Annotated in this window: 26 protein-coding genes; 16 read left to right on the top strand and 10 right to left on the bottom strand. The window is 72.9% G+C overall.

All coding sequences use genetic code 11. The annotated features are described in order from the left end of the window. Positions 1-229 precede the first annotated feature (229 nt). Positions 230-832, bottom strand: coding sequence for a TetR/AcrR family transcriptional regulator (locus C3489_RS34825; protein ID WP_103786136.1), 603 nt, complete (start codon positions 830-832; stop codon positions 230-232). Between the two features lie 198 nt (positions 833-1,030). On the opposite strand from C3489_RS34825, the gene C3489_RS34830 reads away from it, so the two are divergent. Next, positions 1,031-1,903, top strand: a complete 873-nt coding sequence (locus tag C3489_RS34830) for an alpha/beta hydrolase (RefSeq protein WP_103786137.1) — start codon at positions 1,031-1,033, stop codon at positions 1,901-1,903. Positions 1,904-1,913: 10 nt separating this feature from the next. On the opposite strand, the gene C3489_RS34835 is transcribed toward C3489_RS34830, so the two are convergent. Further along, on the bottom strand, positions 1,914-2,723 hold the full coding sequence (locus C3489_RS34835) for a hypothetical protein (RefSeq protein ID WP_146075388.1): 810 nt from the start codon (positions 2,721-2,723) through the stop codon (positions 1,914-1,916). Positions 2,724-2,762: 39 nt separating this feature from the next. On the opposite strand from C3489_RS34835, the gene C3489_RS40105 reads away from it, so the two are divergent. From C3489_RS40105 to C3489_RS34870, 7 genes are all read left to right on the top strand, one after another. After that, positions 2,763-2,978, top strand: a complete 216-nt coding sequence (locus C3489_RS40105) for a DUF397 domain-containing protein (protein ID WP_103786158.1) — start codon at positions 2,763-2,765, stop codon at positions 2,976-2,978. Positions 2,979-3,087: 109 nt separating this feature from the next. Then, entirely contained in the window at positions 3,088-4,086 is a 999-nt protein-coding gene (locus tag C3489_RS34845; RefSeq protein ID WP_103786139.1) for an alpha/beta hydrolase, read from the top strand. Next, positions 4,079-5,266 (top strand): acyltransferase, encoded by a 1,188-nt coding sequence (locus tag C3489_RS34850; protein ID WP_258055082.1) that lies wholly within the window; start codon positions 4,079-4,081, stop codon positions 5,264-5,266. Before C3489_RS34845 ends, C3489_RS34850 begins: the two co-directional genes overlap by 8 nt. Further along, positions 5,259-6,653: a sensor histidine kinase gene (locus C3489_RS34855; RefSeq protein ID WP_181139967.1), complete on the top strand. Its 1,395-nt coding sequence runs from the start codon at positions 5,259-5,261 to the stop codon at positions 6,651-6,653. The genes C3489_RS34850 and C3489_RS34855 overlap by 8 nt, the downstream gene beginning before the upstream one ends. Beyond that, complete coding sequence (locus tag C3489_RS34860) at positions 6,650-7,324, top strand: response regulator transcription factor (RefSeq protein WP_103786141.1); 675 nt, start codon at positions 6,650-6,652, stop codon at positions 7,322-7,324. The genes C3489_RS34855 and C3489_RS34860 overlap by 4 nt, the downstream gene beginning before the upstream one ends. 103 nt (positions 7,325-7,427) lie before the next feature. Beyond that, a complete protein-coding gene (locus C3489_RS34865) occupies positions 7,428-8,786 on the top strand; it encodes a sensor histidine kinase (protein ID WP_181139968.1) in 1,359 nt (452 codons plus the stop codon). Continuing rightward, positions 8,783-9,445 carry a response regulator transcription factor gene (locus C3489_RS34870; RefSeq protein ID WP_103786143.1) on the top strand — a complete coding sequence of 221 codons (663 nt, stop codon included), beginning with the start codon at positions 8,783-8,785 and terminating at the stop codon, positions 9,443-9,445. The genes C3489_RS34865 and C3489_RS34870 overlap by 4 nt, the downstream gene beginning before the upstream one ends. Positions 9,446-9,548: 103 nt before the next feature. Here the strand turns inward: C3489_RS34870 and C3489_RS34875 are convergent, their stop codons facing one another. Further along, on the bottom strand, positions 9,549-10,013 hold the full coding sequence (locus C3489_RS34875) for a hypothetical protein (RefSeq protein ID WP_146075389.1): 465 nt from the start codon (positions 10,011-10,013) through the stop codon (positions 9,549-9,551). A 14-nt stretch (positions 10,014-10,027) separates the two neighbouring features. Then, positions 10,028-10,561 (bottom strand): hypothetical protein, encoded by a 534-nt coding sequence (locus tag C3489_RS34880; RefSeq protein WP_258055083.1) that lies wholly within the window; start codon positions 10,559-10,561, stop codon positions 10,028-10,030. A 255-nt stretch (positions 10,562-10,816) separates the two neighbouring features. Here C3489_RS34880 and C3489_RS34885 point away from each other — a divergent pair, with 255 nt between their 5' ends. Further along, positions 10,817-12,037 (top strand): cytochrome P450, encoded by a 1,221-nt coding sequence (locus C3489_RS34885; protein ID WP_103786145.1) that lies wholly within the window; start codon positions 10,817-10,819, stop codon positions 12,035-12,037. Positions 12,038-12,111: 74 nt separating this feature from the next. Here C3489_RS34885 and C3489_RS34890 read toward each other — a convergent pair whose 3' ends face one another. Further along, positions 12,112-13,680 carry an ABC transporter permease gene (locus tag C3489_RS34890; protein WP_103786146.1) on the bottom strand — a complete coding sequence of 523 codons (1,569 nt, stop codon included), beginning with the start codon at positions 13,678-13,680 and terminating at the stop codon, positions 12,112-12,114. Next, complete coding sequence (locus C3489_RS34895) at positions 13,677-14,579, bottom strand: ABC transporter ATP-binding protein (protein ID WP_103786147.1); 903 nt, start codon at positions 14,577-14,579, stop codon at positions 13,677-13,679. Before C3489_RS34895 ends, C3489_RS34890 begins: the two co-directional genes overlap by 4 nt. Positions 14,580-14,652: 73 nt before the next feature. Here C3489_RS34895 and C3489_RS34900 point away from each other — a divergent pair, with 73 nt between their 5' ends. After that, entirely contained in the window at positions 14,653-15,156 is a 504-nt protein-coding gene (locus C3489_RS34900; protein ID WP_103786148.1) for a GbsR/MarR family transcriptional regulator, read from the top strand. On the opposite strand, the gene C3489_RS34905 is transcribed toward C3489_RS34900, so the two are convergent. Then, positions 15,157-16,011 carry a diacylglycerol kinase gene (locus C3489_RS34905; protein ID WP_103786149.1) on the bottom strand — a complete coding sequence of 285 codons (855 nt, stop codon included), beginning with the start codon at positions 16,009-16,011 and terminating at the stop codon, positions 15,157-15,159. It abuts the gene before it with no gap. 184 nt (positions 16,012-16,195) lie between these two features. Between C3489_RS34905 and C3489_RS34910 the strand changes: the two genes are divergently transcribed. The 3 genes from C3489_RS34910 (at position 16,196) to C3489_RS34920 (ending at position 18,269) form a co-directional block, all read left to right on the top strand. Next, complete coding sequence (locus tag C3489_RS34910; protein WP_103786150.1) at positions 16,196-17,479, top strand: adenylosuccinate synthase; 1,284 nt, start codon at positions 16,196-16,198, stop codon at positions 17,477-17,479. Between the two features lie 78 nt (positions 17,480-17,557). Further along, positions 17,558-17,752, top strand: coding sequence for a hypothetical protein (locus tag C3489_RS34915; RefSeq protein ID WP_103786151.1), 195 nt, complete (start codon positions 17,558-17,560; stop codon positions 17,750-17,752). A gap of 220 nt (positions 17,753-17,972) precedes the next feature. Further along, entirely contained in the window at positions 17,973-18,269 is a 297-nt protein-coding gene (locus C3489_RS34920; RefSeq protein WP_103786152.1) for a hypothetical protein, read from the top strand. Positions 18,270-18,272: 3 nt separating this feature from the next. On the opposite strand, the gene C3489_RS34925 is transcribed toward C3489_RS34920, so the two are convergent. From C3489_RS34925 to C3489_RS34935, 3 genes are all read right to left on the bottom strand, one after another. Further along, positions 18,273-18,923, bottom strand: coding sequence for a hypothetical protein (locus C3489_RS34925; protein ID WP_103786153.1), 651 nt, complete (start codon positions 18,921-18,923; stop codon positions 18,273-18,275). 89 nt (positions 18,924-19,012) lie between these two features. Beyond that, positions 19,013-19,750, bottom strand: coding sequence for a GntR family transcriptional regulator (locus C3489_RS34930; RefSeq protein ID WP_103786154.1), 738 nt, complete (start codon positions 19,748-19,750; stop codon positions 19,013-19,015). A 109-nt stretch (positions 19,751-19,859) separates the two neighbouring features. Continuing rightward, entirely contained in the window at positions 19,860-21,218 is a 1,359-nt protein-coding gene (locus tag C3489_RS34935) for an aspartate aminotransferase family protein (RefSeq protein WP_103786155.1), read from the bottom strand. Between the two features lie 159 nt (positions 21,219-21,377). Here C3489_RS34935 and C3489_RS34940 point away from each other — a divergent pair, with 159 nt between their 5' ends. From C3489_RS34940 to C3489_RS34950, 3 genes are all read left to right on the top strand, one after another. Then, the gene (locus C3489_RS34940; protein WP_103786156.1) at positions 21,378-21,995 is read left to right on the top strand and encodes a type 1 glutamine amidotransferase family protein; all 618 of its coding nucleotides are present in this window, start codon (positions 21,378-21,380) and stop codon (positions 21,993-21,995) included. After that, positions 21,992-22,450 (top strand): MarR family winged helix-turn-helix transcriptional regulator, encoded by a 459-nt coding sequence (locus tag C3489_RS34945; RefSeq protein WP_103786157.1) that lies wholly within the window; start codon positions 21,992-21,994, stop codon positions 22,448-22,450. Before C3489_RS34940 ends, C3489_RS34945 begins: the two co-directional genes overlap by 4 nt. A gap of 69 nt (positions 22,451-22,519) precedes the next feature. Then, positions 22,520-23,676 (top strand): serine/threonine-protein kinase (locus C3489_RS34950; protein WP_258055084.1); only part of this gene is annotated, 1,157 nt, incomplete at its 3' end.

The following is a 23,676-nucleotide window of genomic DNA, read 5'->3' on the forward strand; positions in this document are numbered from 1 at the left end:
TTGGCGGTGCCGGCCGCTGCGGGCGGACACCCCCCACCCCGGCCCCTTCTCGCCGTCGGCGGCTCTCCCACTCCGTAGCTGCGGGCAGTCGTGCCGCTGGGGCGGCACGGGTGGGCGCAGCAGCACCCCGTCGCGCCGGGCTGCGCAACCCACCCCCGGCCAGCAGCACCGGGCACTTAGACGCGCCGGGTGGTTGGCCCACCCCCCCAGCCCGACACGAGAGCCCGCTTCAGTCGACGTACACCCCGGATTTCGCCGCCTCGTATGCCGCCCGCGCGGCGCGCTCCGCCGCGGGGGGATCGGGGACCACCCCGGTCGTCAGGAGCTCGTAGTACAGGGGGGCCGAGACCGCTCGTACGACCGCGTGCGGGTCCGTTCCCGGCGGCAACTCGCCCCGGGCCACGCCCTGTTCCACGCACGGCGCCCACTCGGCCACCCGCACCTCGTAGAACCGCCGCAGCGCCCCCGCCGTCCGCGCGTCGCACGCCGCCGCCGCGATCACCGCCCGGAACAGCGCCCCCTGCCGGGGATCGGCCAGCGTCCGCTGGACCAGGGACGCGTTCGCCCGCAGGTCGCCGAGGACCGTGCCGGTCTCCTCCCGGGGCAGCGACTGCTCCGCCATGTCCGCGAGCAGGTCGGCGACCAGCCCCGTGACCGAGCCCCACCGCCGGTACACGGTCGTCTTGCCGACCTCCGCGCGCCGTGCGACGTCCGCGAGGTCGAGCCGGTCGAAGCCGTGCTCCACGAGCACGTCCCCGGCCGCCCGCAGCACGGCGGCGCGGACACGGGCGGTGCGTCCACCGGGACGTACGGTGCCGGGTTCGGCGGACATAACGGCCTCCTTGGTGCACGGACGGGTTACCCCGTCAGCGTAACGAAACAGCAGAACCGTTTAACCCTCACCGAGCGTGACATCCCCGGGTCCGCGCACGTCACGGGCCTGATACCGTCCCGGCCAACGGCCGATGTTTTCCACCTGGTCCGTCTCATCTGGTCCGCCGAATACGTTTCTTCGCTGGAAGGTTGGAGCATGCCGGACGACGTCGCAGCAGCCCGGGCCGCCGCAGAGGAGGAGTCGGCCTTCTCGCATCCGCCCGTCGACCCCGACGCCACCGCCGCCTACGGCGACCACCCCGACCAGGTGATCGACTTCTACGCCCCGCGCACCCAGGCCGGCCCGGGCGGCCCCGCCCCTCTCGTCGCCGTCCTGCACGGCGGTGCCTGGCGGGCGCCGTACGACCGGCGGCACATCAGCCCGTTCGCCGACTTCCTGGCCCGGCGCGGGTTCGCCGTGGCGAGCGTGGAGTACCGGCGGGGCAGCGCGGAGGGGGACACGGCCGTCGCCGGGCGCTGGCCGGAGACGTTCGACGACGTCGCCGCCGCGCTGGACGCGCTTCCGGCGCTGGTCAGGGAGGCGGTCCCGCAGGCCGACCCGCGCCGTACGGTCGTCACCGGCCACTCGGCCGGCGGCCACCTCGCGCTGTGGGCGGCGGCCCGGCACGTCCTGCCCGCCGACGCACCGTGGCGCACCGACGGCCCCGCCGCCCTGCGCGGCGTGGTCGCGCTCGCCCCGATCGCGGACTTCGCGGTGGCGGAGAAGCTGGACGTGTGCGGGGGAGCCGCCCGTCAACTGCTGGGCGGGGAGGAGTGGTTCGGCGAGCGGCGGCCGTACGCCGATCCGTCCCTGCTGCTGCCCACCGGCATCGCCACCACGCTGGTGCAGGGGCGCAGGGACGTGGATGTGCCGCAGGCGGTCGCCGAGGCGTACGCCGACGCGGCGGCGAAGGCGGGGGAGATGGTGGGGCTGACGCTGCTGGAGGACGTGGGTCACTTCCCGCTGATCGACCCGGCGGCGGACGCGTGCGCGGTGGTCGCGGAGGAGATCGCCCAGCTGGCGTGGTGACCGGCGTCGGTCAGCCGGTGAGGGCCGCGACGGGCAGGAGCAGGACGAGGACCAGCATGATCACGGCGGGGATGCCGGCGAGGAGCGACGGGATCAGCTGGGTTCCCCGTGGGAGGACGAACGTCCGCTCGGTGCCGACGAGGGGGTCGTGGGGGTCGTAGACGATCTCCACCTGCTCGCCGCGGAAGGCCACGTGCGCGTACGCGAACTTCTTGCCGTCGAGGTCGGTGTAGTCGTACACGTGCATGCCGTCGATGAAGCCCTGGTACTGCGCCACCACCGTGACGCCGTGCTTGCGCAGGCGCCAGTCCGGCTTGTCGAACGGCAGCCAGCGCGCGGCCGGGACGCCCAGGCCGGCGACGACGAGGCCGCCCAGCCACAGGGGGACGGAGAGTTCGGGGTCTCCGGCGACCGAGACGATCACGGTCTCCGCGATGAGGAGGAGGATCAGTGCGCCCACCCCGTACCTGATCCTCCGCCGCTTCCTGCCGCCGGCTTCGAGGCCCCGGACCGTGACGAGGGCGGACCCGTCGGGGGCTGAGGACTCCACGTCGGCCAGGGCGCCGTTGACGGACTCGGCGAAGGCGGCGCCGGCCGCCTCGCTGACGTCCTCGATCCGGTGAACGGCGGGCTTGCTGCCGTAGGGAGCGGTCAGCCGGACCTCGACGGCGCGGCCGTCGCTGCGGACGGAGGCGATCGCCGCCAGCGGTATGTGCCGTTCCTCGTCGCCCCGTCGCAGGATCACCGCCTCTCCCTCGAACTGGAGCGAGGTGTTTCTTCGGCCGTGCAGGACCGGTATGGACCGTGGCGTGATCGACATGGCGCGATCGTAAAGGTTTGGTGTGGGAGCGGTGGCTTGATTTGTCGGCTCAGGCCGCGGCCAGCTCGCACCACACGTACTTGCCCCGGCTGCCGACAAGGGAGCTATGAGCCGAACCTCGCCGGACTCCCCACCCGTATAGCCGTTCGCGACTCCAAGGCCCCGGCCCGCGCCACCCTCTCCTTCCCCGTCCCCGCTTTCACCGCCTTCGTCGAGCACCTCAAGGCGGAGCCCCGTCGTACCCGTAATACCTGAGAGCTACGCCGCAGGTGAGCTCCAAGGCGTGACGCGGGGGACACGCCGGGCTCCGTAACTTCCTTGCCAGGCAGGCCCGATGGGCGGGTGGCACGGCAGGGAGGCGACGATGGACACGGGGGACTACGGCGCGCGAAAGCGCCCGGCGCGGCGAGGCCGGGGGCTGCTCCGCGCACTGCTGGCCGCACTGATCACCACCGCCGTCGTACTGCCCCTCTCCGCCGCGGCCCGGCCACAGATCCCGGCCCCGGCCCCGGCGAGCCTCGGCCCGGCAACCGCCGCCACGCTGCCGCAGGCGTACGCGGCGAACCGGGCCAACGCGCTGGAGGCGGCCCGGATGGCCGCGGGGCACGGCGACGGCGGCCGGGCGGAGACGGAGCGTGCGCTCGCCGATCCCACGCGGCAGTTGCTCGCCTTCGACGGCCGGGGCCCGGGCCGCGTGACGGAAGTGCTCGGTGACCTGGCCGGGGCCGACCGGATAGCCGTGCTCGTGCCGGGCTCGGACACCTCCCTCGACACCTACGCCCGCTTTCGCGCGACGGCGACCGCGCTCGCGGCCCGGCTCGCCAAAGAGGCACCGCCGGGCACGGTCACCGCAGTCGTCGCCTGGCTCGGCTACGACACCCCGGGCACGGTCAGCACCACGGTCCTCACGGCGGGCAGAGCAGAGCAGGCGGCTCCGGAACTGAAGAGGTTGGTACGGCAACTGCATGCCATAGCCGGCCGGACGGCCCACGTCAGCCTCCTCTGCCACTCCTACGGCTCGGTGGTCTGCGGTCGCGCGGCCGACGGGCTGGACGTGGACGACATAGCCCTGGTCGGCAGCCCTGGCACCGGGGCAGACGACGTCACCGCGCTGCACACCACCGCACGGGTGTGGGCGGGGCGCGGCAGCGACGACTGGGTCGCCGAGGTGCCGCACGTCCGCGTGGACCTGCCCGGAGCGACGGTCGGCTTCGGCACGGACCCGGTGTCCCCGGCGTTCGGCGCCCGGGTCTTCGCAGCCGGCCGAGGTGGTCACAGCGACTACTTCCGGCCGGGCTCGGAGGCCCTCGCCAACCTCGCCCGGATCGTGCTCGGTGAGCAGGCGGAGGTGTCCCGTGCGTGAGCGGACACGGCTGCGCGAGCTGGCCGCCAAGATCGACGCGGCCACCCCGGCCACGCGGGACCGGGCCGTGGACGCGCTGCGGGCCGGCGCCATCCTCGGCGTGATGCTCGGCCACTGGCTGGTGACCGCGCTGGTCGCCGACGGCGGCACCCTGCACACCGCGAGCCCCCTGCGGTCGATGCCCTGGCTGGCGCCGGTCTCCTGGCTGTTCCAGACCCTTGCCGTGTTCTTCCTGGTCGGCGGACACTCCGCCACCGCGAGTCTGGCGGCGGCCCGGCAGCGGGGCGTTCCGTACCGGCGGTGGCTGGCGGGGCGGCTCGGCCGGCTGTTCCGGCCGGTGGCCGCGCTGCTCACCCTGTGGACGGTGGCGGCAGTGCTGCTGGTGGTGACCGGGGCGGAGCTGACGACCGTGCACACGTTGGTGAAGCTGGCGCTGTCACCCCTGTGGTTCCTGCTGGTGTTCGCCGGACTCACGGCGGCGACCCCACTGCTGACCCGGCTCAACCCGCTGTGGCCGCTCGCCGTCGTCCTGCACGTGGACCTGTGGCGCTTCGGACTCGGTGGCCCGGCCTGGCTCGGCTGGGTGAATGTGGCGGCGGGCTGGATGGTGCCCTACACGCTGGGGGCCGCGTGGACGAGGGGTGAGCTGGAGCGTCGGCGGGCCGGGTGGCTGCTGCTGGCCGGGGGTGCGGTGGCGACCGTGGTGCTCGTGGCGTGGGCGGAATATCCGGCGTCCATGGTGGGGGTGCCGGGGGCGACCGTGTCCAACCTCGATCCGCCGACGTTGGCCGCCGTCACGTTCGGGCTGGCCCAGTGCGGCCTGGCCCTGCTGCTGCGGGGGAGGCTGCGCACCGCCTTGCGGCGGCCGGGGGCCTGGGCGGTGGTGGCCTTGGTCAATCTGTCCGCGATGACCATCTTCCTGTGGCATCAGACGGCGCTGATGGCCACCACGGCCGGGGCGTTGCTCGCCGGGCGGCTGCCCGGACTGCACACCGCGCCGGACGGCCTGGGCTGGGTGGCGGCCCGGCTGCTGTGGCTGCCGGTGTTCGCGGTGGCGCTCGCCGTGTGCTGGATCGCCTTCCGGCGGCATGAACAAAGGAGTGTCCGGGGGGAGTCGCGGGTGGTCCGGGGCCACCGGCCCGTGGAGCGGGGGACGTTGGGGGAGGCGCGTCATGTCTAGGCTGGACCGCGTGATCGAGACGGGGGTGGACCGCGCACGGCGAGGGCTGCGCGTGCTGCGTGAGGACCTGTGGACCCTGCGCGCGGACCCGCTGCCGCCGTTCGTGTGGCTGCGCTGGTTCCCGCACGGCCTGCTGTGCCTGATCGCGTTCGGGGTGACCCTGGGCGCGGCGGCGCAGCTCGCGGACAACGGCGTGGGCCCGCAGCTCGCGTTCCTGATCGGGCTTGCGCAAGGCGGAGCGGTGGTGCTCGCGCTGTGGCGGCCGGTCTCGGCGTGGTGGCTGTCCATGGCGGGCGCCCTGGTGGGCGCCGTCGTCGCGCACACCCATCTGATGGCCGGCGAGGCCCACGACTTCACCTGGCCCTGGTCGTCGGCCGCGATCATCGGGCACATGGCCGTGCTGCTGCTGCTCGCCCTGCGGGTGCGCACCCGGGTGGCCGTCGAGGCGCTGGCCGTGACGGTGTTCCTCACGTATGTCCTGGAGGGCCTGTGGGGCGCCGCCGACTACACGCCGACCGGGGTGCTCGCCATCGTCCTCTGCTCGGTCGTCGTGGTGCTGGGCACAGCCCTGCGCGGTCGCCGCGAGGCACGCGTCCAGCTGGAGCAGCAGACCACGCTGACCGCCGAGGAGCGGGCCCGGCGCGCGCTGCTGGAGGAGCGCAACCGGATCGCCCGGGAGCTGCACGACGTGGTCGCCCACCACATGTCGGTCATCTCCATCCAGGCCCAGGTGGCGCCGCTGCTGGTCGAGGACCCGCCGCAGGAGCTGAAGGACAACCTCGCCGGCATCCGGCAGAACGCGCTGGAGGCGCTGACCGAGCTGCGCCGGGTGCTGGGGGTGCTGCGCTCCGAGCTGCCCGACGACCTCGGGATGCTCGGGCAGGGAGGGGACGTGGCGGCTGCCGTGCCCGACGCCCCGCAGCCCACCCTCGACCAGCTCGACAGCCTCATAGAGAACACCCGGGCGGCCGGCCTGGAGGTCAGAACCGACATCCAGGGCCGGGCGGTGCCGTATCCGCCGGGTGTGGAACTGTCCGCGTACCGGATCGTGCAGGAGTCGCTGAGCAACGCCATGCGGCACGCGCCGGGTTCCGCCGTCCGCGTGGAGGTCGTCCACTTCCCGGACGGTCTCTTCCTCAGCATCATCAACTCCCGCCCCACGCGGCCCGCGTCCGAGTCGCCGGGCACCGGTCATGGGCTGCTCGGCATGCGGGAGCGGGCCTCGATGCTGGGCGGGCACGTGGTCTACACGCCGACCCTGCACGGCGGGTTCGCCGTCTCCGCGTTCCTGCCCCGTGACGGCCGTCCGCGTGGGGAGAGGTCCGAGCCGCCGTACAACCCCGAGACGCATCTCATCTTCCCGAAACCAGGAGACGACCTCCCATGAGCAGCGGCACGATCCGCGTACTGATCGCCGACGACCAGCAGATGGTCCGCCAGGGCTTCACCGTGCTGCTCAACACCCAGCCCGACATCGAGGTGATCGGGCAGGCCGTCGACGGACGGGACGCGGTGGCGAAGGTGGCGGAGCTGGCCCCGCAGGTCGTGCTGATGGACATCCGCATGCCCGAGATGGACGGCATCGAGGCCACCCGCCGCATCAAGGCGGCCACGCCCGAGGTGAAGGTGCTGGTGCTGACCACCTTCGACCTCGACGACTACGTGTACGCCGCGCTGCGGTCCGGCGCGGCCGGGTTCCTGCTGAAGGACGCCTCCGCCGACCAGCTGGCCGAGGCGGTGCGGGTGGTGGCGGCCGGGGACGCGCTGCTCGCGCCCGGCATCACCCGGCGGCTGATCGCCGAGTTCGCCCGTCTCGACGGCGCCCCGCGCGCGCCGCTGAAGGAACGGGTCGGTGATCTCACCGAGCGGGAGACGGAGGTGCTGGCCCTGATCGCGCAGGGCCTGTCCAACGCGGAGATCGCCCAGCGCCTGGTCGTCGCCGAGCAGACCGTGAAGACGCATGTGGGCCGCATCCTGGTGAAGCTGGGCCTGCGCGACCGCACCCAGGCGGCGGTGTTCGCCTACGAGTCGGGCCTGGTGCGGCCGTCCGGCTACTGACGCGCGCCGGTCCGGCCGGTACCCGTAGTACTTGAGAGGGACCCGCCAGGACCCCTCTCACTGGGGACGACCGCGACACCCGGCCCGGCCTACCGTGTGGAGCGTGACCGAGACGACCCCCACGCACAGCACACCGCCGCGCGACGCGGACGGCGGGTACGCCGCGTACAAGCCGCGCAGCCCGGAGGTCCGGGCGGCCGTGGAGGCGCTGCGCGGACTGCGGCAGGACCTGCTGCACGACGCCTTCGCCTACCGCCCTCTGCCCAGCAGGCCCACCGACGGCCCGTTCGTGCGCGGCCTGCCGCCCCGGCTGCGGCGGTACGCGGGCCGGGCGCCGCACGCGGTCGTCGTCGTGCTCGCCTTCATCACGCTGATGGCCGGCGTCACGACGACGCAGACGGCGCTGTACGCGCTGCTGGCGCTGGTCCCGGCGGGCGCGGTGCTGCTGACGCTGGTGCGGCCCGTGGGCGCGTTCTGGCTGTCGCTGGCCTCGACGCCGGTGATCGGCGTGATCGGCACCGACTTCGACGGCTGGCCCTGGCAGCCGGGCAGCTTCGCCGGGCACCTGAGCGTGCTGACGGTCGTCGCGATCCGCACCCGGCCGCGTACCGCCGCCTGGATGTGGCTGATCACCGCGGTGTTCGGGCTGATGGCCGAGGGGCTGCCGCGGTCCGTCTTCTACGACACGACCACCACGCCGATGCTGTTCCTGTCGGCGGTGGTGCTGCTCGCCGTCACCGTCTGGCACATCCGCCGGGACGCCGAGCAGGAGGTGACCGCGCAGCAGACGGTCACCGCGCACGAGCGCTCGCGGCGCACGCTGCTGGAGGAGCGCACCACCATCGCGCGGGAGCTGCACGACGTGGTCGCCCACCACATGTCGGTCGTCGCCATCCAGGCCGAGGCCGCCCCCTACCGGGTGCAGAACCCGCCGGAGGAGCTGGAGAAGGCGTTCGCCACGATCCGGGAGAACGCGGTGGCGGCCCTGACCGAGCTGCGGCGCGTGCTGGGCGTCGTACGGGCGGAGCACTACGAGGCCCCGGAGGCGCCGCAGCCCACGCTGGCCGACCTGGACGCGCTGCTGGCCAATGTGCGCGAGGCCGGGCTGGGCGTGGACAAGGCGGTGACGGGCGCGGTGCGCGAGCTGCCGCAGGGGGTGGAGCTGTCGGCGTACCGGATCGTGCAGGAGGCGCTGAGCAACACGCTGCGGCACGCGCCGGGTGCGGGCGCCCGGGTGGAGATCGGGTACGTCCTCGGCGGGCTGGGCCTGCGCATAGTCAACGGCCCGCCGCCCAACCCCTCGCTGGTCAAGCCCTCCCCGGGCGCCGGGCACGGTATCACCGGCATGCGGGAGCGGGTGACGATGCTGAGCGGCGAGATGACGGCGGGTCCCCTGGCCGACGGCGGGTACGAGGTGGCGGTGTTCCTGCCGGTCACGGTGGCGGCGGAGGGTGCCGCATGACGATCCGGGTACTGATCGCGGACGACCAGATGATGGTCCGGGAGGGCTTCTCGGTCCTGCTGAACGCGATGCCGGACATCGAGGTCGCCGGCGAGGCCGTCAACGGCCGGGAGGCGGTGGACCGGGTACGCGAACTCGCCCCGGACGTCGTGCTGATGGACATCCGGATGCCCGAGCTGAACGGCATCGAGGCGACGCGGGAGATCGTCGCGGCGGACGCGGCGGCCAAGGTGCTGGTGCTGACGACGTTCGACCTCGACGAGTACGTGTACCAGGCGCTGCGCGCGGGAGCCTCGGGCTTTCTGCTGAAGGACGCCTCGGCCCGTCAACTCGCCGACGGGGTGCGGGTGGTGGCGGCCGGCGAGGCCCTGCTGGCGCCGTCGGTGACCCGACAGCTGATCACCGAGTTCTCCCGGCTGACCGAGGCCCCGAGGCTGCCGTCGGCGGCACAGACGTACGGGGAGCTGACGGAACGGGAGACGGAGGTGCTGGTGCTGATCGCGCAGGGCCTGTCGAACATGGAGATCGCCGAGCGGCTCGTGGTCGCCGAGTCGACGATCAAGACGCATGTCAGCCGCATCCTGGTGAAGCTGGGCCTGCGCGACCGCACCCAGGCGGCGGTGTTCGCCTACGAGACCCGCCTGGTCACCCCGGGCTGACGGCCGGGACCCGCCGCGTCCGGCGCCAGGTCCGGGCCGGCGCGGGCAGCAGGCCCGGTCGCGGCCCGGCGGGCGTCCCCGCCGGGCCGCACTGCGGGCCGGGTCAGCGGGCGTCCCCGCCGCCCTGCTTCTTGCCGCCGAGCCGGTCGGCGAGCGGTTCCAGCAGCACGCCCACGGTGGCCACGGCGACGGCCGGCAGCAGGGAGTGGGCGCGAACCCCCGGCGTCCACTCCAGCAGCATCACGCCGACGAGGAACGCCGACAGCCAGCCGAAGACGCCGTCGCAGACGCGGGCCACGGACGGTGACGGGTTCAGCGAGGCACGCACCAGCGCACGCGCCGGCACCGTGATCGCCATGGCGACGGCGGCGCACGGCCCCATCAGCAGCAGGGCCCAGACGACGGGCAGGACCCCGTCGAACTCCACCGCGTCGGGGAAGGCCACCGCCGTGACGAGCAGGACGAGCAGGAACACCAGCCCGACCAGCCCGGCCACGAACAGCACAAGGCCCCCCAGGACGAGGCGGGCGAGCCGCTTCTCCCCAGGCGTCGACGGTTCGTCATCCATCCGGCTGCCCTCGCTTACGCGGCGATGATGATGATCGCCTTGGCCAGGTCGCCGGCGATGTCGTGCGGCAGGCCGGCCTTCATCAGCGCCAGGGCCAGCGCGTGCTCGCCCCAGTTCTCCACGGCGTCGATCGCGTCGGCGATCTTGTTGCCGTGCTTGGAGGCGTACTTGGCGGCCTTCGGCGAGACCCGCTTGAGCACCTTGCCCAGCCACACGCCGCCGTGCCGGAAGCCGGCCACGACGAGCTTGCGGACGATGGTGCTCCAGCCGAATCCCGGCATCGGCTTGGTCGGGCCCTTGCCCTCCAGCCGGTCGGCGTAGGCCTCGAACTGGGCGATCTCGGCGGTGTCGGAGCCCCCGTCGGCCTTCATCCGCTCGATGAGATCGCGCACCTCGGCCGCGGTGAACGTCGGCTCGTCGGTGCTCGTGACGGTGGTGCGTGCCAGGCTCTGCGCCTCCGTGGCCTCGGCCAGCGGAGCCGCAACCCCCAGAGCCATCGCTGCGGTGGCCACGACGGCGGCGGCGCGTATGGCGGTCGACGATGTCACGTCGGTGTTCCCCTCTTGTGCAGTTGTGCAGGTGGTGCCCGTTGGTCAGACAGGCACGGCGCGGTCCGCCCCCTCTTGGTGACCGCTGGTCGGGCGGTCGGAGCGGGGCAACCACGACAGAGGTGATCTTGTAGAACAGCCCCGCCCGAAGACAACGAAGTTGAGCAAGAACTGAGCAACCGGAACCCCGGTCGCCGCCGTCGGCCGACGGGCCGCCCCCTGGTCACGGGCCGCCCCGCGCGTTAGCGTCCCTGCATGTCAGCGGTGACCGATCTCGCCTTCGATCCCTGGGACCCGGAGTTCGTCCAGAACCCCTACCCCGCCTACGCCGAACTGCGTGAGCGGGGCCGGGTGCTCTTCTACGAGCCGACGAACCAGTGGCTGGTCCCGCACCACGCGGACGTGGCCGCGCTGCTGCGCGAGCGCCGGCTGGGGCGGACGTATCTGCACCGCTTCTCGCACGAGGAGTTCGGGCGCACCCCGCCCCCGCCGGAGCACGAGCCGTTCCACACGCTCAACGACCACGGCATGCTCGACCTCGAACCGCCGGACCACACCCGGATCCGGCGGCTGGTGTCCAAGGCGTTCACGCCGAGGACCGTGGAACAGCTCAAGCCGTACGTCCGGCGGCTCGCCGGGGAGCTGGTGGACGCGCTCGTCGAGCGGGGCGGCGGAGACCTGCTCACCGACGTCGCCGAGCCGCTGCCCGTCGCCGTCATCGCCGAGATGCTGGGCATCCCGCAGGGCGACCGGCACCTGCTGCGCCCCTGGTCGGCGGACATCTGCGGGATGTACGAGCTGAACCCGTCCGAGCAGACGGCGGCGAAGGCCGTGCGGGCGTCGGTGGAGTTCTCCGACTACCTGCGCGAGCTGATCGCCGCGCGCCGCAAGGAGCCAGGCGAGGACCTGATCTCCGGCCTGATCGCCGCGCACGACGAGGGCGACCGCCTCACCGAACAAGAGATGATCTCCACGGCGGTCCTGCTGCTCAACGCCGGGCACGAGGCGACCGTCAACGCCACGGTCAACGGCTGGTACGCGCTGTTCCGCCACCCCGGGCAGCTCGCCGCCCTGCGCGCCGACCACTCCCTGATCCCCACGGCGATCGAGGAGCTGATGCGCTACGACACCCCGCTCCAGCTCTTCGAACGCTGGGTCCTGGACGAGATCGAGATCGACGGCACGACGATCCCCCGGGGCGCGGAGATCGCCATGCTCTTCGGCTCCGCCAACCACGACCCGGCCGTCTTCACCGCCCCCGACCGCCTGGACCTCACCCGCCGCGACAACCCGCACATCTCCTTCAGCGCCGGCATCCACTACTGCATCGGCGCCCCGCTGGCCCGTATCGAACTGGCCGCGTCGATGGAGGCCCTGCTCACCAAGGCCCCGACCCTCACCCTCACCGCCGAGCCGAAGCGCAAGCCGAACTTCGTGATCCGGGGGCTGGAGGGGCTGCGGGTGGCGGTGGGCTGATCACCCGCTCGGCTGACCACCCGCTTCGCTGATCGCCAGTGATTTCGGCAGGCTCAAGCGGTACGCCGACTGAGTCACCCCGCGACATCCCGCCTCCGCAGCCCCGCCAGCCCCCCGGCGACCAGTACCGCCCCCAGCCCCAGCAGCACCCCCACCGGCCCCCACGTCATCTCCCCGCCCGGCAGCTTGGGCAGGTGGGCGAAGGGGGAGAGGTCCAGGACCGGCCTCGGGGCGTCCAGTGCCGGGCCCACCCAGCCGAGCAGCAGCGCGGCGCCCGCGACGGCCCAGGCCGCCGTCGCCGCCCGGGGGACGAGCCCGTACAGCAGGACGGCCACGCCGCCGATCACCCACACCGCCGGCACCTGGGCCAGGCAGGCGCCCAGGATCGGGCCCGCCTCCTTGCCGTAACCGGCGGCGAAACCGAGGCCGGTGAGCAGCATCAGCAGCGCCGAGCCGCCGAAGGCGATCAGCAGGTGGCCGGCGGCCCAGCGCAGGCGGCCCACGGGGCAGGCGAGAACCGGCTCGGCCCGGCCCGAGGTCTCCTCGCCGTGCGGCCGCAGCACCGAGGCGACGACGTACAGCGCGGCGACCAGGCCCATCACGCCGATCATCGACGCCAGGAACGTGTCCGTGAGCCCCGATTGCCCGCCCATCCGTTCGAAGATCTCGCGGGCCCGCGCGTTGTCCCCGACCAGGTCCGCCGCGCCCTCGGTCATCCCGCCGTAGACCACCCCGGCGAGGAGGAAGCCGGCCGACCAGCCCAGCACGCTGCCGCGCTGCAGCCGCCAGGCCAGTGCGCCCGCCGTGCCCAGACGGCCGGACGCCGGTCCCGGCCGGGTCGGCAGAAAGCTCATGCCGACGTCCCTGCGCCCGGCGAGGACGTACGCCACCGCCGCCTGCGCGAGCACCGCCGCCGCGAACAGCACCAGCACCCACCACCGCTCTCCGGCGAAGGCGCGCACGTTCTCCAGCCAGCCCAGCGGCGACAGCCACGTCAGCGCCGACGAGCCGTCGTCCCGCGCCGCGTCGCCCGCCGCGCGCAGCACGAACGCGGCACCCAGCGCGGCCGCCGCGAGACCGCGCGCGAGCCGGGCGCTCTCCGTCAGCTGCGCGACGATCGCCGCCAGGGCGGCGAAGACCAGACCCGTGCCCGCGACGCCGAGCGCGAAGGCCACCGCACCCGCGGTGCCCTGGGCCGCGAGGCCCGCCGCCAGCAGCAGCGCCAGTACCGCGTTCGCCACCGCCGCCGTGAGCAGGGCCGCCGTCAGGGACGCGCGCCGGCCCACCATGCCGGAGGCGACCAGCTCCTGCCGTCCGCTCTCCTCCTCGTCCCGGGTGTGCCGTACGACGATCAGCAGGCTCGTCACGGCCGCGAGCGCCCCGGCGTACACGCCGACGCGCCAGGCGGTGAGCGCGCCCAGGGAGTCGTCGAAGACGGGGCCGACCATGGCCCGCAGGGAGGAGTTCGCGGACATCTGGCGCACCAGGTCGGCGCGGTCGGCGTCGGTGGCGTACAGGCCCTTCAGCGTGTTCGGCATCGACAGGACCATCAGGGTGTTCACCGCGATCCACACCGGGGTCGTCAGCCGGTCGCGGCGCAGCGCGACGCGGGTGAGGACGGCGGTGCCGGTCAGCGCGGTCATCGGGCCACCTCGTCCCGGTCTTCCTGGTAGTGGCGCAGGAACAGCTCCTCCAGCGTCGGCGGCGTCGACGTCAGCGACCGCACGCCGGAGGCGGCCAGCGAGCGCAGGACGGCGTCCAGCTTGTCGGTGTCGGCCTGGAGGCGGACCCGGCGGCCCCGGACGTCCAGGTCGTGCACGCCGGGCAGGTGGGCGAGTCCGTCGGGCGGGCCGGCGAGTTCGGCGGTGACGCTGGTGCGGGTGAGGTGGCGCAGCTCGGCGAGGGAGCCGGTCTCCACGGTGCGCCCCGCGCGGACGATGCTCACCCGGTCGCACAGCTCCTCCACCTCGCTGAGGATGTGCGAGGACAGCAGCACGGTCCGGCCGCGCTCCCGCTCCTCGGCCACGCAGCGCTGGAACACCTCCTCCATCAGCGGGTCGAGCCCGGAGGTCGGCTCGTCCAGGATCAGCAGGTCCACGTCCGAGGCGAACGCGGCGACCAGCGCGACCTTCTGCCGGTTGCCCTTGGAGTAGGTGCGGCCCTTCCTGGTCGGGTCCAGTTCGAAGCGCTCGATCAGCTCGGCGCGGCGCCGGGGGTCGAGTCCGCCGCGCAGCCGGCCGTAGAGGTCGATGACCTCGCCGCCGGAGAGGTTGCGCCACAGGGTCACGTCCCCGGGGACGTAGGCGATACGGCGGTGCACCTCGACCGCGTCCGCCCAGGGGTCGTGACCCAGCACCTGCGCGGCACCGGAGTCGGCGCGCAGCAGGCCGAGCAGAACGCGGATGGTGGTGGACTTGCCGGCGCCGTTGGGACCGAGGAAGCCGTGCACCTCGCCGGCCTCCACGGCCAGGTCGAGCCCGTTCAGGGCGTGGGTGCGGCCGAAGGACTTGTGCAGTCCGGACACCGAGATGGCCTTCGTCATGTTTCTGAGGCTACGCTTTTTTCAGAAATTTGTGAAGTTAAGGAAGCGTGGAAACGGACGCTAGGCTGGGGGCATGGTCGACGACACGGCGCAGCGGCAGGACGGACGGGACCCCGAGGCGGTCTCCCGCTTCGTCGAGCACTTCGCGGCGCAGCTGGTGGAGGCGGGCATGCCGCGCATGCCGTCCCGGGTGTTCGCCGCGCTGCTCGCCTCCGACACCGGGGCGCTGACCTCCGCCGAACTGGGCGAGCAGCTGCGGATCAGCCCGGCCGCCGTGTCGGGCGCGGTGCGCTATCTGTCCCAGGTGCACATGGTGTCGCGCGAGCGGGAGCCCGGCTCACGTCGGGAGCGGTACCGGGTGCACAGCGACCAGTGGTACGAGGCGCTCACCAACCGCGAGGCGATCATCAAGCGGTGGGAGGACGCCCTGCGCGAGGGCGTCGACAGCCTCGGCGCCGGTACCCCGGCCGGCGCCCGGCTCGCCGAGACGCTGGCCTTCTTCGAGTTCATCGAGAAGGACGTCGCCGCGATGATGGAGCGGTGGCGGGCCTACAAGCAGGAACGCTTCGGGAAATGATCAGCCCGCCGCAGGCACCGTGAGTGCCCACGCCCCCTGCAGGACCGTCCAGGTCCGGCGCCGTACCGGGCCCGAGACCGTCGCGTCCGCCCGGTAGCGGAAGTCCGCGCCGGTGACCGTCACCCGGCGGCCCTCCGCCCGCAGCGGCGTGGCCTCCGCGCCCACCGACACCGGCCGCACCTCGACCTCCGCCACTCCCATGGTCCCCGGCGTGACCGACACGCCCGCCACCGGATGCTCCGCGCCCACCAGCAGCTCCCCGTCGACCTCCACCCGCAGCCGGGCCGGGCCGTCCACCGGGGCCGGCCGGGTGGTGGGGCGGGCGGGCACCAGCGCGTGCACGAGGGAGCGGCAGGTGCGCAGCCACGGCCGTTCCGCCTCCGCGTCGTCCGCGACCGGCGGAGCCTCCCGCACCGGCGGAATGCGCAGCCCGCCCAGCACCACCCCGTCGCTGTCGTCGACCAGCAGGTCCAGCCGCCGCTCCGCGCCCTCCAGGACGGCCCGCGCCGCCGCCACCGCGCCCGTCGGCACGCCGAGCGCCCCCGCCACCGACAGCCGGGCCCCGACCGGCACCACCGACAGGGCGCATCCGGCCAGCTCCCGGCGCCGGTGCAACAGCGACACCGCCCGGGCCAGCGCCCGGTCGTCCCCGATCACGACCGGCCTGCGCGACCCCCGACGGAGCAGCATCCGGGCGAATTCCTCCGGGCCCTGCGGCAGGCACACCTTCGCCGCCGCACCCGCGCTGAGCACGTCTTTCGCGATCCGGACGGACTCTCCGTCCGTCCTCCGGGCGACCGGATCGATGATCACCAACAACTGGTCGGACATCGCGAAGGTCGCCACCTCGGTCATGCCTCGCTTCCTCGGGTAGCATCTTTGTGCAAGAGCCCCTTGCGCTATTGCGCCAGGGGCTTCGTCTATTCCGGGGCATCCGGTCCGACGGTAGCGGCCAACGACGGCCGTGGTGCACGCGGCGGAACCCTTCCGCGTACGCCCCTGACCTTGGACATGCCCCGCCCGGAAGGGGTGTACGCGCGTGCCCGCACTTGTGCTGCTCGGTGCTCAGTGGGGTGACGAGGGCAAGGGGAAGGCCACCGACCTGCTCGGTGGATCGGTGGACTATGTAGTGCGCTACCAGGGCGGCAACAACGCCGGCCACACGGTCGTCGTGGGCGACCAGAAGTACGCACTCCACCTCCTCCCTTCCGGAATCCTCTCCCCTGGTTGTACGCCGGTCATCGGCAACGGTGTCGTCGTCGACCCGTCGGTCCTGCTCTCCGAGCTGAGCGGTCTGAACGAGCGCGGCGTCGACACGTCCAAGCTGCTCATCAGCGGTAACGCGCACATCATCACGCCGTACAACGTCACCGTGGACAAGGTGACCGAGCGCTTCCTCGGCAAGCGCAAGATCGGCACGACCGGGCGCGGCATCGGGCCGACCTACGCGGACAAGATCAACCGCGTGGGCATCCGGGTGCAGGACCTGTACGACGAGTCGATCCTGCACCAGAAGGTCGAGGCGGCCCTCGACGTCAAGAACCAGATCCTCACCAAGCTCTACAACCGGCGGGCCATCACCGCCGACCAGGTGGTCGAGGAGCTGCTGGGCTACGCCGAGAAGATCAAGCCGTACGTCGCCGACACGGTGCTGATCCTGAACCAGGCCCTGGAGGACGACAAGGTCGTGCTCTTCGAGGGCGGCCAGGGCACGCTGCTGGACATCGACCACGGCACGTACCCCTTCGTGACCTCGTCGAACCCGACCGCGGGCGGCGCCTGCACCGGTGCCGGCGTGGGCCCGACGAAGATCAGCCGGGTGATCGGCATCCTCAAGGCGTACACGACCCGTGTCGGCGCCGGCCCGTTCCCGACCGAGCTGTTCGACGAGGACGGCGAGGCGCTGCGCCGGATCGGCGGCGAGCGGGGCGTGACCACCGGGCGCGACCGGCGCTGCGGCTGGTTCGACGCGGTGATCGCCCGCTACGCGACCCGGGTCAACGGTCTGACCGACTTCTTCCTGACCAAGCTCGACGTCCTCACCGGCTGGGAGCAGATCCCGGTGTGCGTGGCGTACGAGATCGACGGCAAGCGGGTCGAGGAACTGCCGTACTCGCAGACCGACTTCCACCACGCGAAGCCGGTGTACGAGATGCTGCCGGGCTGGAGCGAGGACATCAGCAAGGCGAAGTCGTTCTCCGACCTGCCGAAGAACGCGCAGGCGTACGTGAAGGCGCTGGAGGAGATGTCCGGCGCTCCGATCTCCGCGATCGGCGTGGGTCCGGGGCGGGACGAGACGATCGAGATCAACTCGTTCCTGTAGGCCGTAGAGACGTAGAGACATAGCGCTGACGGGCGCCCTCGGCAAGCGGGGGCGCCCGTTTCGTGGTCCAATCGGGTCATGGCCCTCCGCGAGGCGCCGTGCCGGGGCCCGTACGGCGGAGAGGTCGAGGGCACCGAGTGCGGAGAACGGGCCCGCTTCGAGGTGATCCGCTATCGCCGCCCCCCGCTGCACCTGTGCCCGGTCCACCTGGGCCCGGCGCTGCTCCTGGCGGAAGGCGTGCTGTGGCCTCCGGAGATCCGGCGGATCGCTTGAGTTTCGTCTGCGGGTCGCGTCGTGGCTGGTCGCGCAGTTCCCCGCGCCCCTTGGTTGGCTGCAGTCCCGTGTCCCCGGCCGGCTGCGGCACCGGGTGCCTCAACGCCCCCGGCCGGCTCAACGCGCCCTGGGCCAGGCGGTGTCGGCGAGCGGGGGGCGTTCGGCGGGCTTAGGGTGGGTGTTGTAGGGGCGTGCATCGACCGTGGAGAAGGTGAGTGCGATGCGCCTGCTCGTCAAGGCCAACGTGGACACGGAACGGGGCAACGAGGCCATCCGCAGCGGCAAGATGCCGGACCTCGTGAAGAACGCCCTGGAGCGCATCAAGCCGGAAGCGGCCTACTTCGGCCCCCTGGACGGCCACCGGACGATGCTGCTGGTGGTCGAGATGGCCGACAGCTCGCAGATCCCGCCCACCCTCGACCCCCTGTTCACCGACCTGAACGCCTATGTCGAGGTCACCCCGATCATGAACCTCGACGACCTGCAGAAGGGCCTGTCCCAGCTCGGCGGCGGGTGACCGTCAGCTGAACACGATCATCGACCCCTGCGCCAGACTCCGCGTCGCCGCAGCGTGCAGCCCCAGCCACACATGGCGTTCGCGGGCGAAGGGGCTGGGATCGTACGGCGCCGGCGCGGCCGGCTGTTCCAACTCCGTGGGGCCCAGGGGCGGTTGCGGCGGCGTCGGCGGGTTGGCCGGGTCGATGCCGAGCGCCGGGGCGACCTGCTCCAGCTCCCGGAGGAGCCCCTGCGAGGAGCCCAAGGGCCCGCCACCCGCGAGGAGTTCGTCGTTGGACAGGGGGTGCGGGAAGTCCAGCGGAACGTACGCTCCGGCGTGGTCGTAGTGCCACACCAGGTGGGACTGCTGGGCCGTCGTCTCGAACATCTCCAGCAACTGCTCGTAGTCGCCGCCCAGTTCGTCCACCGGCGTCACCGGCAGCCCGCAGAGCTGCAGCATATGGGCCCGGCGCAGGAAGTGCAGGGCGTCGTAGTCGAATCCGGCGACCGGGGCGACGTCGCCGGACAGGCCCGGCATGTACTGGTACACCGGCACCGGCGGCAGCCCGGCCTCGGCGAGCGCCGCGTTGTACTGGGCGAGTTCCTCGGCGAACGGGTTGTCGGGCGCGTGGCACAACACGTCGACGAGCGGTACCAGCCACAGGTCACAGGCCAAAAGGAGCTCCTCACACAGCAACAGCTCACGCGATGGTCAGGGCAGCGTATTCGCTGCCGGGCACGCCCGTAAGGCCGGGTACGTCCCGGTCAGCCGTCGATCCCCCGCGCGTCCCTCTCCGTGGCCTTGCGCGCCGCGAGCTGCTCGATCAGCGTGAGCGAGTGCTGGTTGTACGACATGACGATCGACCGGGCGGCAGCCGTGTCGCGCCGGGACAGGGCGTCGACCAGTTCGGTGTGGCGCGACCACAGGTGGCCGCGCAGATCGTCGAGCAGGCGCAGATGCTGCACCGCGCACACCCAGGACTGCACCCGCAGCCGGTGCAGGAAGTCGGCGAGGTAGGGGTTGCCGAACAGCGCGCTCAGCTCGCGCCAGAAGCGCAGGTCGTAGCCGATGAGCACGGTCAGGTCACCGGCCCGCGCCGCCCGCTGCGCCTCCTCGGCCCGCCGCCGCACCCCGGCCGCCGCGGCCGCCACCTGCGGCTCGTGCAGGTCCCGGTAGCCCTTGTGGCCGTTGTCGAGGGCGGTGAACATGCCCTCCACGACCAGGCTGCGGGCCTCGATGATGCCGCGGTAGTCCGCGACGGAGTACTCGTGCACCCGGAAGCCGCGGTGCTGGTCGGCCTCCAGCAGGCCCTGGGCGGCGAGGTCCACCAGCGCCTCGCGCACCGGTGTCGCGGAGACGCCGTACTGCTCGGCGATCTCCTTCACCGTGAACTCCTGCCCGGGCTTGAGCCGGCCGGCCAGCACCTCGTCGCGCAGTGCGTCGGCGATCTGCTGCCGCAGGGTGCTGCGGGTGACGGCGCCGCTGCCGGTACTGCCGGGCATGGTCGCGTGGGCTCCTTCCACAACGCGCGTAGGTGGCGTGCTCGTATCCGAATCTACGAGCACGCCACCTTACGCGTTCGGCGGCCGCGCGGTCCGCCTCGCGGGGGAGCTACTTCGTGTACTCGTCGGCCACCGACAGCGCCGCGTCCAGCGCCGCGAGGCCCTCCTTCAGCTCGGCCTCGGTGACGTTGCACGGCGGGACCACATGGGTGCGGTTCATGTTCACGAACGGCCACACGCCGTGCGCCTTGGCCGCCGCCGCGAAGGCCGCCATGGGGGCGTTCGCCTCGCCGGCCGCGTTGTACGGCACCAGCGGCTCGCGGGTCTCGCGGTCCCGCACCAGCTCCAGCGCCCAGAACATGCCGACGCCGCGCACCTCGCCGACGCTTCTGTGCCGCTCGGCCAGGTCGGCGAGCGCGGGGCCGAGCACCGTCTCGCCGAGCCGCTTGGCGTGCTCGACGACGCCCTCCTCGGCCATCACCTCGATCGTCGCGACGGCGGCGGCGCAGGCCAGCGGGTGCCCGGAGTAGGTGAGCCCGCCGGGGTAGGGCCGCTTGCCGAAGGTCTCGGCGATCTCACCGGAGATCGCCACACCGCCCAGCGGGACGTATCCGCTGTTCACGCCCTTGGCGAAGGTCATCAGGTCCGGTACGACGCCGAACAGGTCGGCCGCGAACCACTCACCGGTGCGCCCGAACCCGGCCATCACCTCGTCCAGGACGAACACGATCCCGTACTTGTCGCAGATCTCCCGCACCCCGGCGAGGTAGCCGGGCGGCGGGACCATGATCCCGGCCGTGCCGGGCACGGTCTCCAGGACGATCGCGGCGATCGTGGCCGGCCCCTCGAAGGCGATGGTCGTCTCCAGGTGCTCCAGCGCCCGCGCGCACTCCTGCTCCTCCGTCTCGGCGTAGAAGCGGGAGCGGTAGAGGAAGGGCGCCCAGAAGTGGACGACGCCGTTCGTGCCGGTGTCGCTGGCCCAGCGGCGCGGGTCGCCGGTGACGTTGATCGCCTGCTGGGTGCCGCCGTGGTACGAGCGGTACGCCGAGAGCACCTTCGGACGGCCGGTGTGCAGCCGGGCCATGCGGATGGCGTGCTCGACGGCGTCGGCGCCGCCGTTGGTGAAGAAGATCTTGTCCAGGTCGCCCGGGGTGCGCTCGGCGATCAGCCGGGCCGCCTCCGACCGCGCCTCGATCGCGAAGGCCGGCGCGAACGTCGTCATCGTCGCCGCCTGCTCCTGGATCGCGGCGACGACCTTCGGGTGCTGGTAGCCGATGTTGGTGTAGACGAGCCCGCTGGTGAAGTCGAGGTAGCGCTTGCCGTCGTAGTCCCAGAAGTACGACCCCTCCGCACCGGCGACGGCGAGCGGGTCGATCAGGTCCTGCGCGGACCAGGAGTGGAACACGTGCGCGCGGTCCGCGGCCTTCACGGCGGCGCCGGTCTGGGGGTCGGGCAGATGAGGGGTCATGACCGCGAGCGTAAATGTCCGCGATGCGGAAGCGGTATCGGCGTCCTGTCTGTGGACAGGGGCTTTCCACGACAGTTTGTCGATGTCGGCATAGTTGACAGCAGACTGTCTAAGTGACAGTCTGCTGTCATATTCGTCGTGGGTTGACTGGAGGCAGTCATGAACAGCACCGAACGCAAGCCCGTGTACGTCGCCGTCTACGACACCCTCGCCGACTGGGAGACCGGCCACGCGACCGCCCACCTCGCGCTCGCCGGCTTCCCCGTCCGCACCGTCGGCCCCACCCGCGAACCCGTCACCAGCATCGGCGGCCTGCGCATCCAGCCCGACCTCGCCCTGGCCGACGTACGGCCCGAGGACGCCTCCCTGCTGATCCTTCCGGGCGCCAACGACTGGAACGCCGACGGCGATCCGCTGGCACCCTTCGCCCGGACCGCCCGCGCCTTCCTGGACGCCGGCGTCCCCGTCGCCGCGATCTGCGGCGCGACCGCCGGACTGGCCCGCGCGGGACTTTTCGACGACCGCGCCCACACCAGTGGCGCGGCCGAGTACCTCGCGGCCACCGGATACGCGGGCGGTGACCGGTACGTGGAGGCGGACGCCGTCACCGACGGCCTGCTGGTCACCGCCGGACCCACCGAGCCCGTCGCCTTCGCCCGCGAGATCTTCCGGCTGCTCGGGGCGTTCGACGAGAGCGTGATCGACGCCTGGTACCGCCTCTTCCACGACTCCGACGCCCAGGCGTACGCCGAGCTGCAGCAGGCGGGGGCCCGGTGAGCCGAGCACGTCAGGACCTGCTCAGCCGCAGCGCGCTCGGCGTCTTCCGGCTGAACGGCCAGTTCCTCGCCGTCGCCGAGGAACTGGCCCGGCCGGCCGGGCTGACCGCCGCCTGGTGGCAGGTGCTCGGAGCCGTACTGACCGAACCGCTGCCGGTCGCCGGGATCGCCCGTGCCATGGGGATCACCCGGCAGAGCGTGCAGCGGATCGCCGACCTGCTGGTGGAGCGGGGCCTGGCCGAGTACCGGCCCAACCCGGCCCACCGCCGGGCCAAGCTCCTCGCGCCCACCGAGGAGGGGCGCGCGGCCGTCGCCCGCATCGGCCCACGGCACGCGGCCTTCGCCGACCGGCTGGCCGAGGCCTTCGGAGAGGCGGAACTGGCCCAGGCCGTCCAGCTGTTGGAGCGGCTGTCGACGGTTCTCGACGACCTGGACGGGGCTGTTACGCAACCGTAGACACCGGCCCGCCCACCTGCGCCGACCCGGCACTATCGTGGATCCGTTGGACAGGGGGGAGGGCGCGGCATGCAGAAGCTGGGTCCGGGGGATCCGCGGCAGATCGGTGCGTACCGGCTGCTGGCGCGGCTCGGGGCGGGCGGGATGGGACAGGTGTACCTGGCCCGTTCGGACCGGGGGCGCACGGTCGCCGTGAAACTGGTGCGCGAGGAACTGGCCGCGCAGGAGGAGTTCCGGGCGCGGTTCCGGCAGGAGGTGCGGGCCGCGCGGCGGGTCGGCGGGTACTGGACCGCCCCCGTGCTCGACGCGGACACCGAGGCGGCCGTGCCGTGGGTGGCCACCGGATACGTGGCCGGGCCCAGCCTGGAGCGGGTCGTCGGTCACGATCACGGGGCCCTGCCCGAGCGCTCGGTGCGCATCCTGGCGGCCGGGCTGGCGCACGCGTTGCAGGACATCCACGCCGCCGGGATCGTCCACCGCGACCTCAAGCCCTCCAACGTGCTGGTGACGATCGACGGCCCCCGGGTCATCGACTTCGGCATCGCGCGGGCGCTGGAGACGCCGGCCGGGGACCACCTCACCCGCACCGGCTCGCTCGTCGGCTCGCCCGGCTTCATGGCGCCCGAACAGGTGCGCGGCGACCGCATCACCCCGGCCTGCGACGTCTTCTGCCTCGGCTCGGTGCTGGCCTACGCGGCCACGGGCTCGCTCCCCTTCGGCTCCGCCGACAGCGGGGCGCATGCCCTGATGTACCGGATCGCCCAGGAGGAACCCGACCTCCAGGGCGTGCCCGAGGGCATCGCCGACCTGGTCCGGGCCTGCCTGCGCAAGGACCCCGCGGCCCGCCCGCCGCTGGCCCACGTCCTGGAGCACACCGGCGCGGAGGACACCGTCAGCGACGGCCGCTCCCGCGACCCCTGGCTCCCCAGCACCCTGGTCGCCCAACTGGGCCGCCACGCGGTGAGGTTGCTGGACGCGGAGAACCCGGAGGGAAGCGGTCCGGCGCCGGCGCCGGCGCCGACTCCGGGGACCGGGTCGGGTGCGCCCGCGCCGGGTGGCGTGGACGCCGGTCCGGGCGGGGACGGCGGCGAAGCACCGGCCGCCGCCGCACCTGGCGACGCCGCCGGCGCTCCTGCGGCGCCCGGCGCTTCCAGCCCCGGGGCGCCTGGCGCCCCCGCCCCCGGCGCCCCCGGCGCCCCCGGCGCTCCTGGCGTTCTCGACGTCCC

The organism is Streptomyces sp. Ru71 (assembly GCF_002920535.1).
GTDB lineage: Bacteria > Actinomycetota > Actinomycetes > Streptomycetales > Streptomycetaceae > Streptomyces.

Coding starts and splice junctions, on each gene's coding strand:
- C3489_RS34855 (WP_181139967.1), top strand. CDS start 5,259: ATGTCTAGGCTGGACCGCGTGATCGAGACGGGGGTGGACCGCGCACGG.
- C3489_RS34870 (WP_103786143.1), top strand. CDS start 8,783: ATGACGATCCGGGTACTGATCGCGGACGACCAGATGATGGTCCGGGAG.
- C3489_RS34830 (WP_103786137.1), top strand. CDS start 1,031: ATGCCGGACGACGTCGCAGCAGCCCGGGCCGCCGCAGAGGAGGAGTCG.
- C3489_RS34930 (WP_103786154.1), bottom strand. CDS start 19,750: ATGCCCGGCAGTACCGGCAGCGGCGCCGTCACCCGCAGCACCCTGCGG.
- C3489_RS34900 (WP_103786148.1), top strand. CDS start 14,653: ATGGTCGACGACACGGCGCAGCGGCAGGACGGACGGGACCCCGAGGCG.
- C3489_RS34915 (WP_103786151.1), top strand. CDS start 17,558: ATGGCCCTCCGCGAGGCGCCGTGCCGGGGCCCGTACGGCGGAGAGGTC.
- C3489_RS34940 (WP_103786156.1), top strand. CDS start 21,378: ATGAACAGCACCGAACGCAAGCCCGTGTACGTCGCCGTCTACGACACC.
- C3489_RS34875 (WP_146075389.1), bottom strand. CDS start 10,013: ATGGATGACGAACCGTCGACGCCTGGGGAGAAGCGGCTCGCCCGCCTC.
- C3489_RS34905 (WP_103786149.1), bottom strand. CDS start 16,011: ATGACCGAGGTGGCGACCTTCGCGATGTCCGACCAGTTGTTGGTGATC.
- C3489_RS34935 (WP_103786155.1), bottom strand. CDS start 21,218: ATGACCCCTCATCTGCCCGACCCCCAGACCGGCGCCGCCGTGAAGGCC.
- C3489_RS34890 (WP_103786146.1), bottom strand. CDS start 13,680: ATGACCGCGCTGACCGGCACCGCCGTCCTCACCCGCGTCGCGCTGCGC.
- C3489_RS34825 (WP_103786136.1), bottom strand. CDS start 832: ATGTCCGCCGAACCCGGCACCGTACGTCCCGGTGGACGCACCGCCCGT.
- C3489_RS34885 (WP_103786145.1), top strand. CDS start 10,817: ATGTCAGCGGTGACCGATCTCGCCTTCGATCCCTGGGACCCGGAGTTC.
- C3489_RS34860 (WP_103786141.1), top strand. CDS start 6,650: ATGAGCAGCGGCACGATCCGCGTACTGATCGCCGACGACCAGCAGATG.
- C3489_RS34895 (WP_103786147.1), bottom strand. CDS start 14,579: ATGACGAAGGCCATCTCGGTGTCCGGACTGCACAAGTCCTTCGGCCGC.
- C3489_RS34835 (WP_146075388.1), bottom strand. CDS start 2,723: ATGTCGATCACGCCACGGTCCATACCGGTCCTGCACGGCCGAAGAAAC.
- C3489_RS34920 (WP_103786152.1), top strand. CDS start 17,973: ATGCGCCTGCTCGTCAAGGCCAACGTGGACACGGAACGGGGCAACGAG.
- C3489_RS34845 (WP_103786139.1), top strand. CDS start 3,088: ATGGACACGGGGGACTACGGCGCGCGAAAGCGCCCGGCGCGGCGAGGC.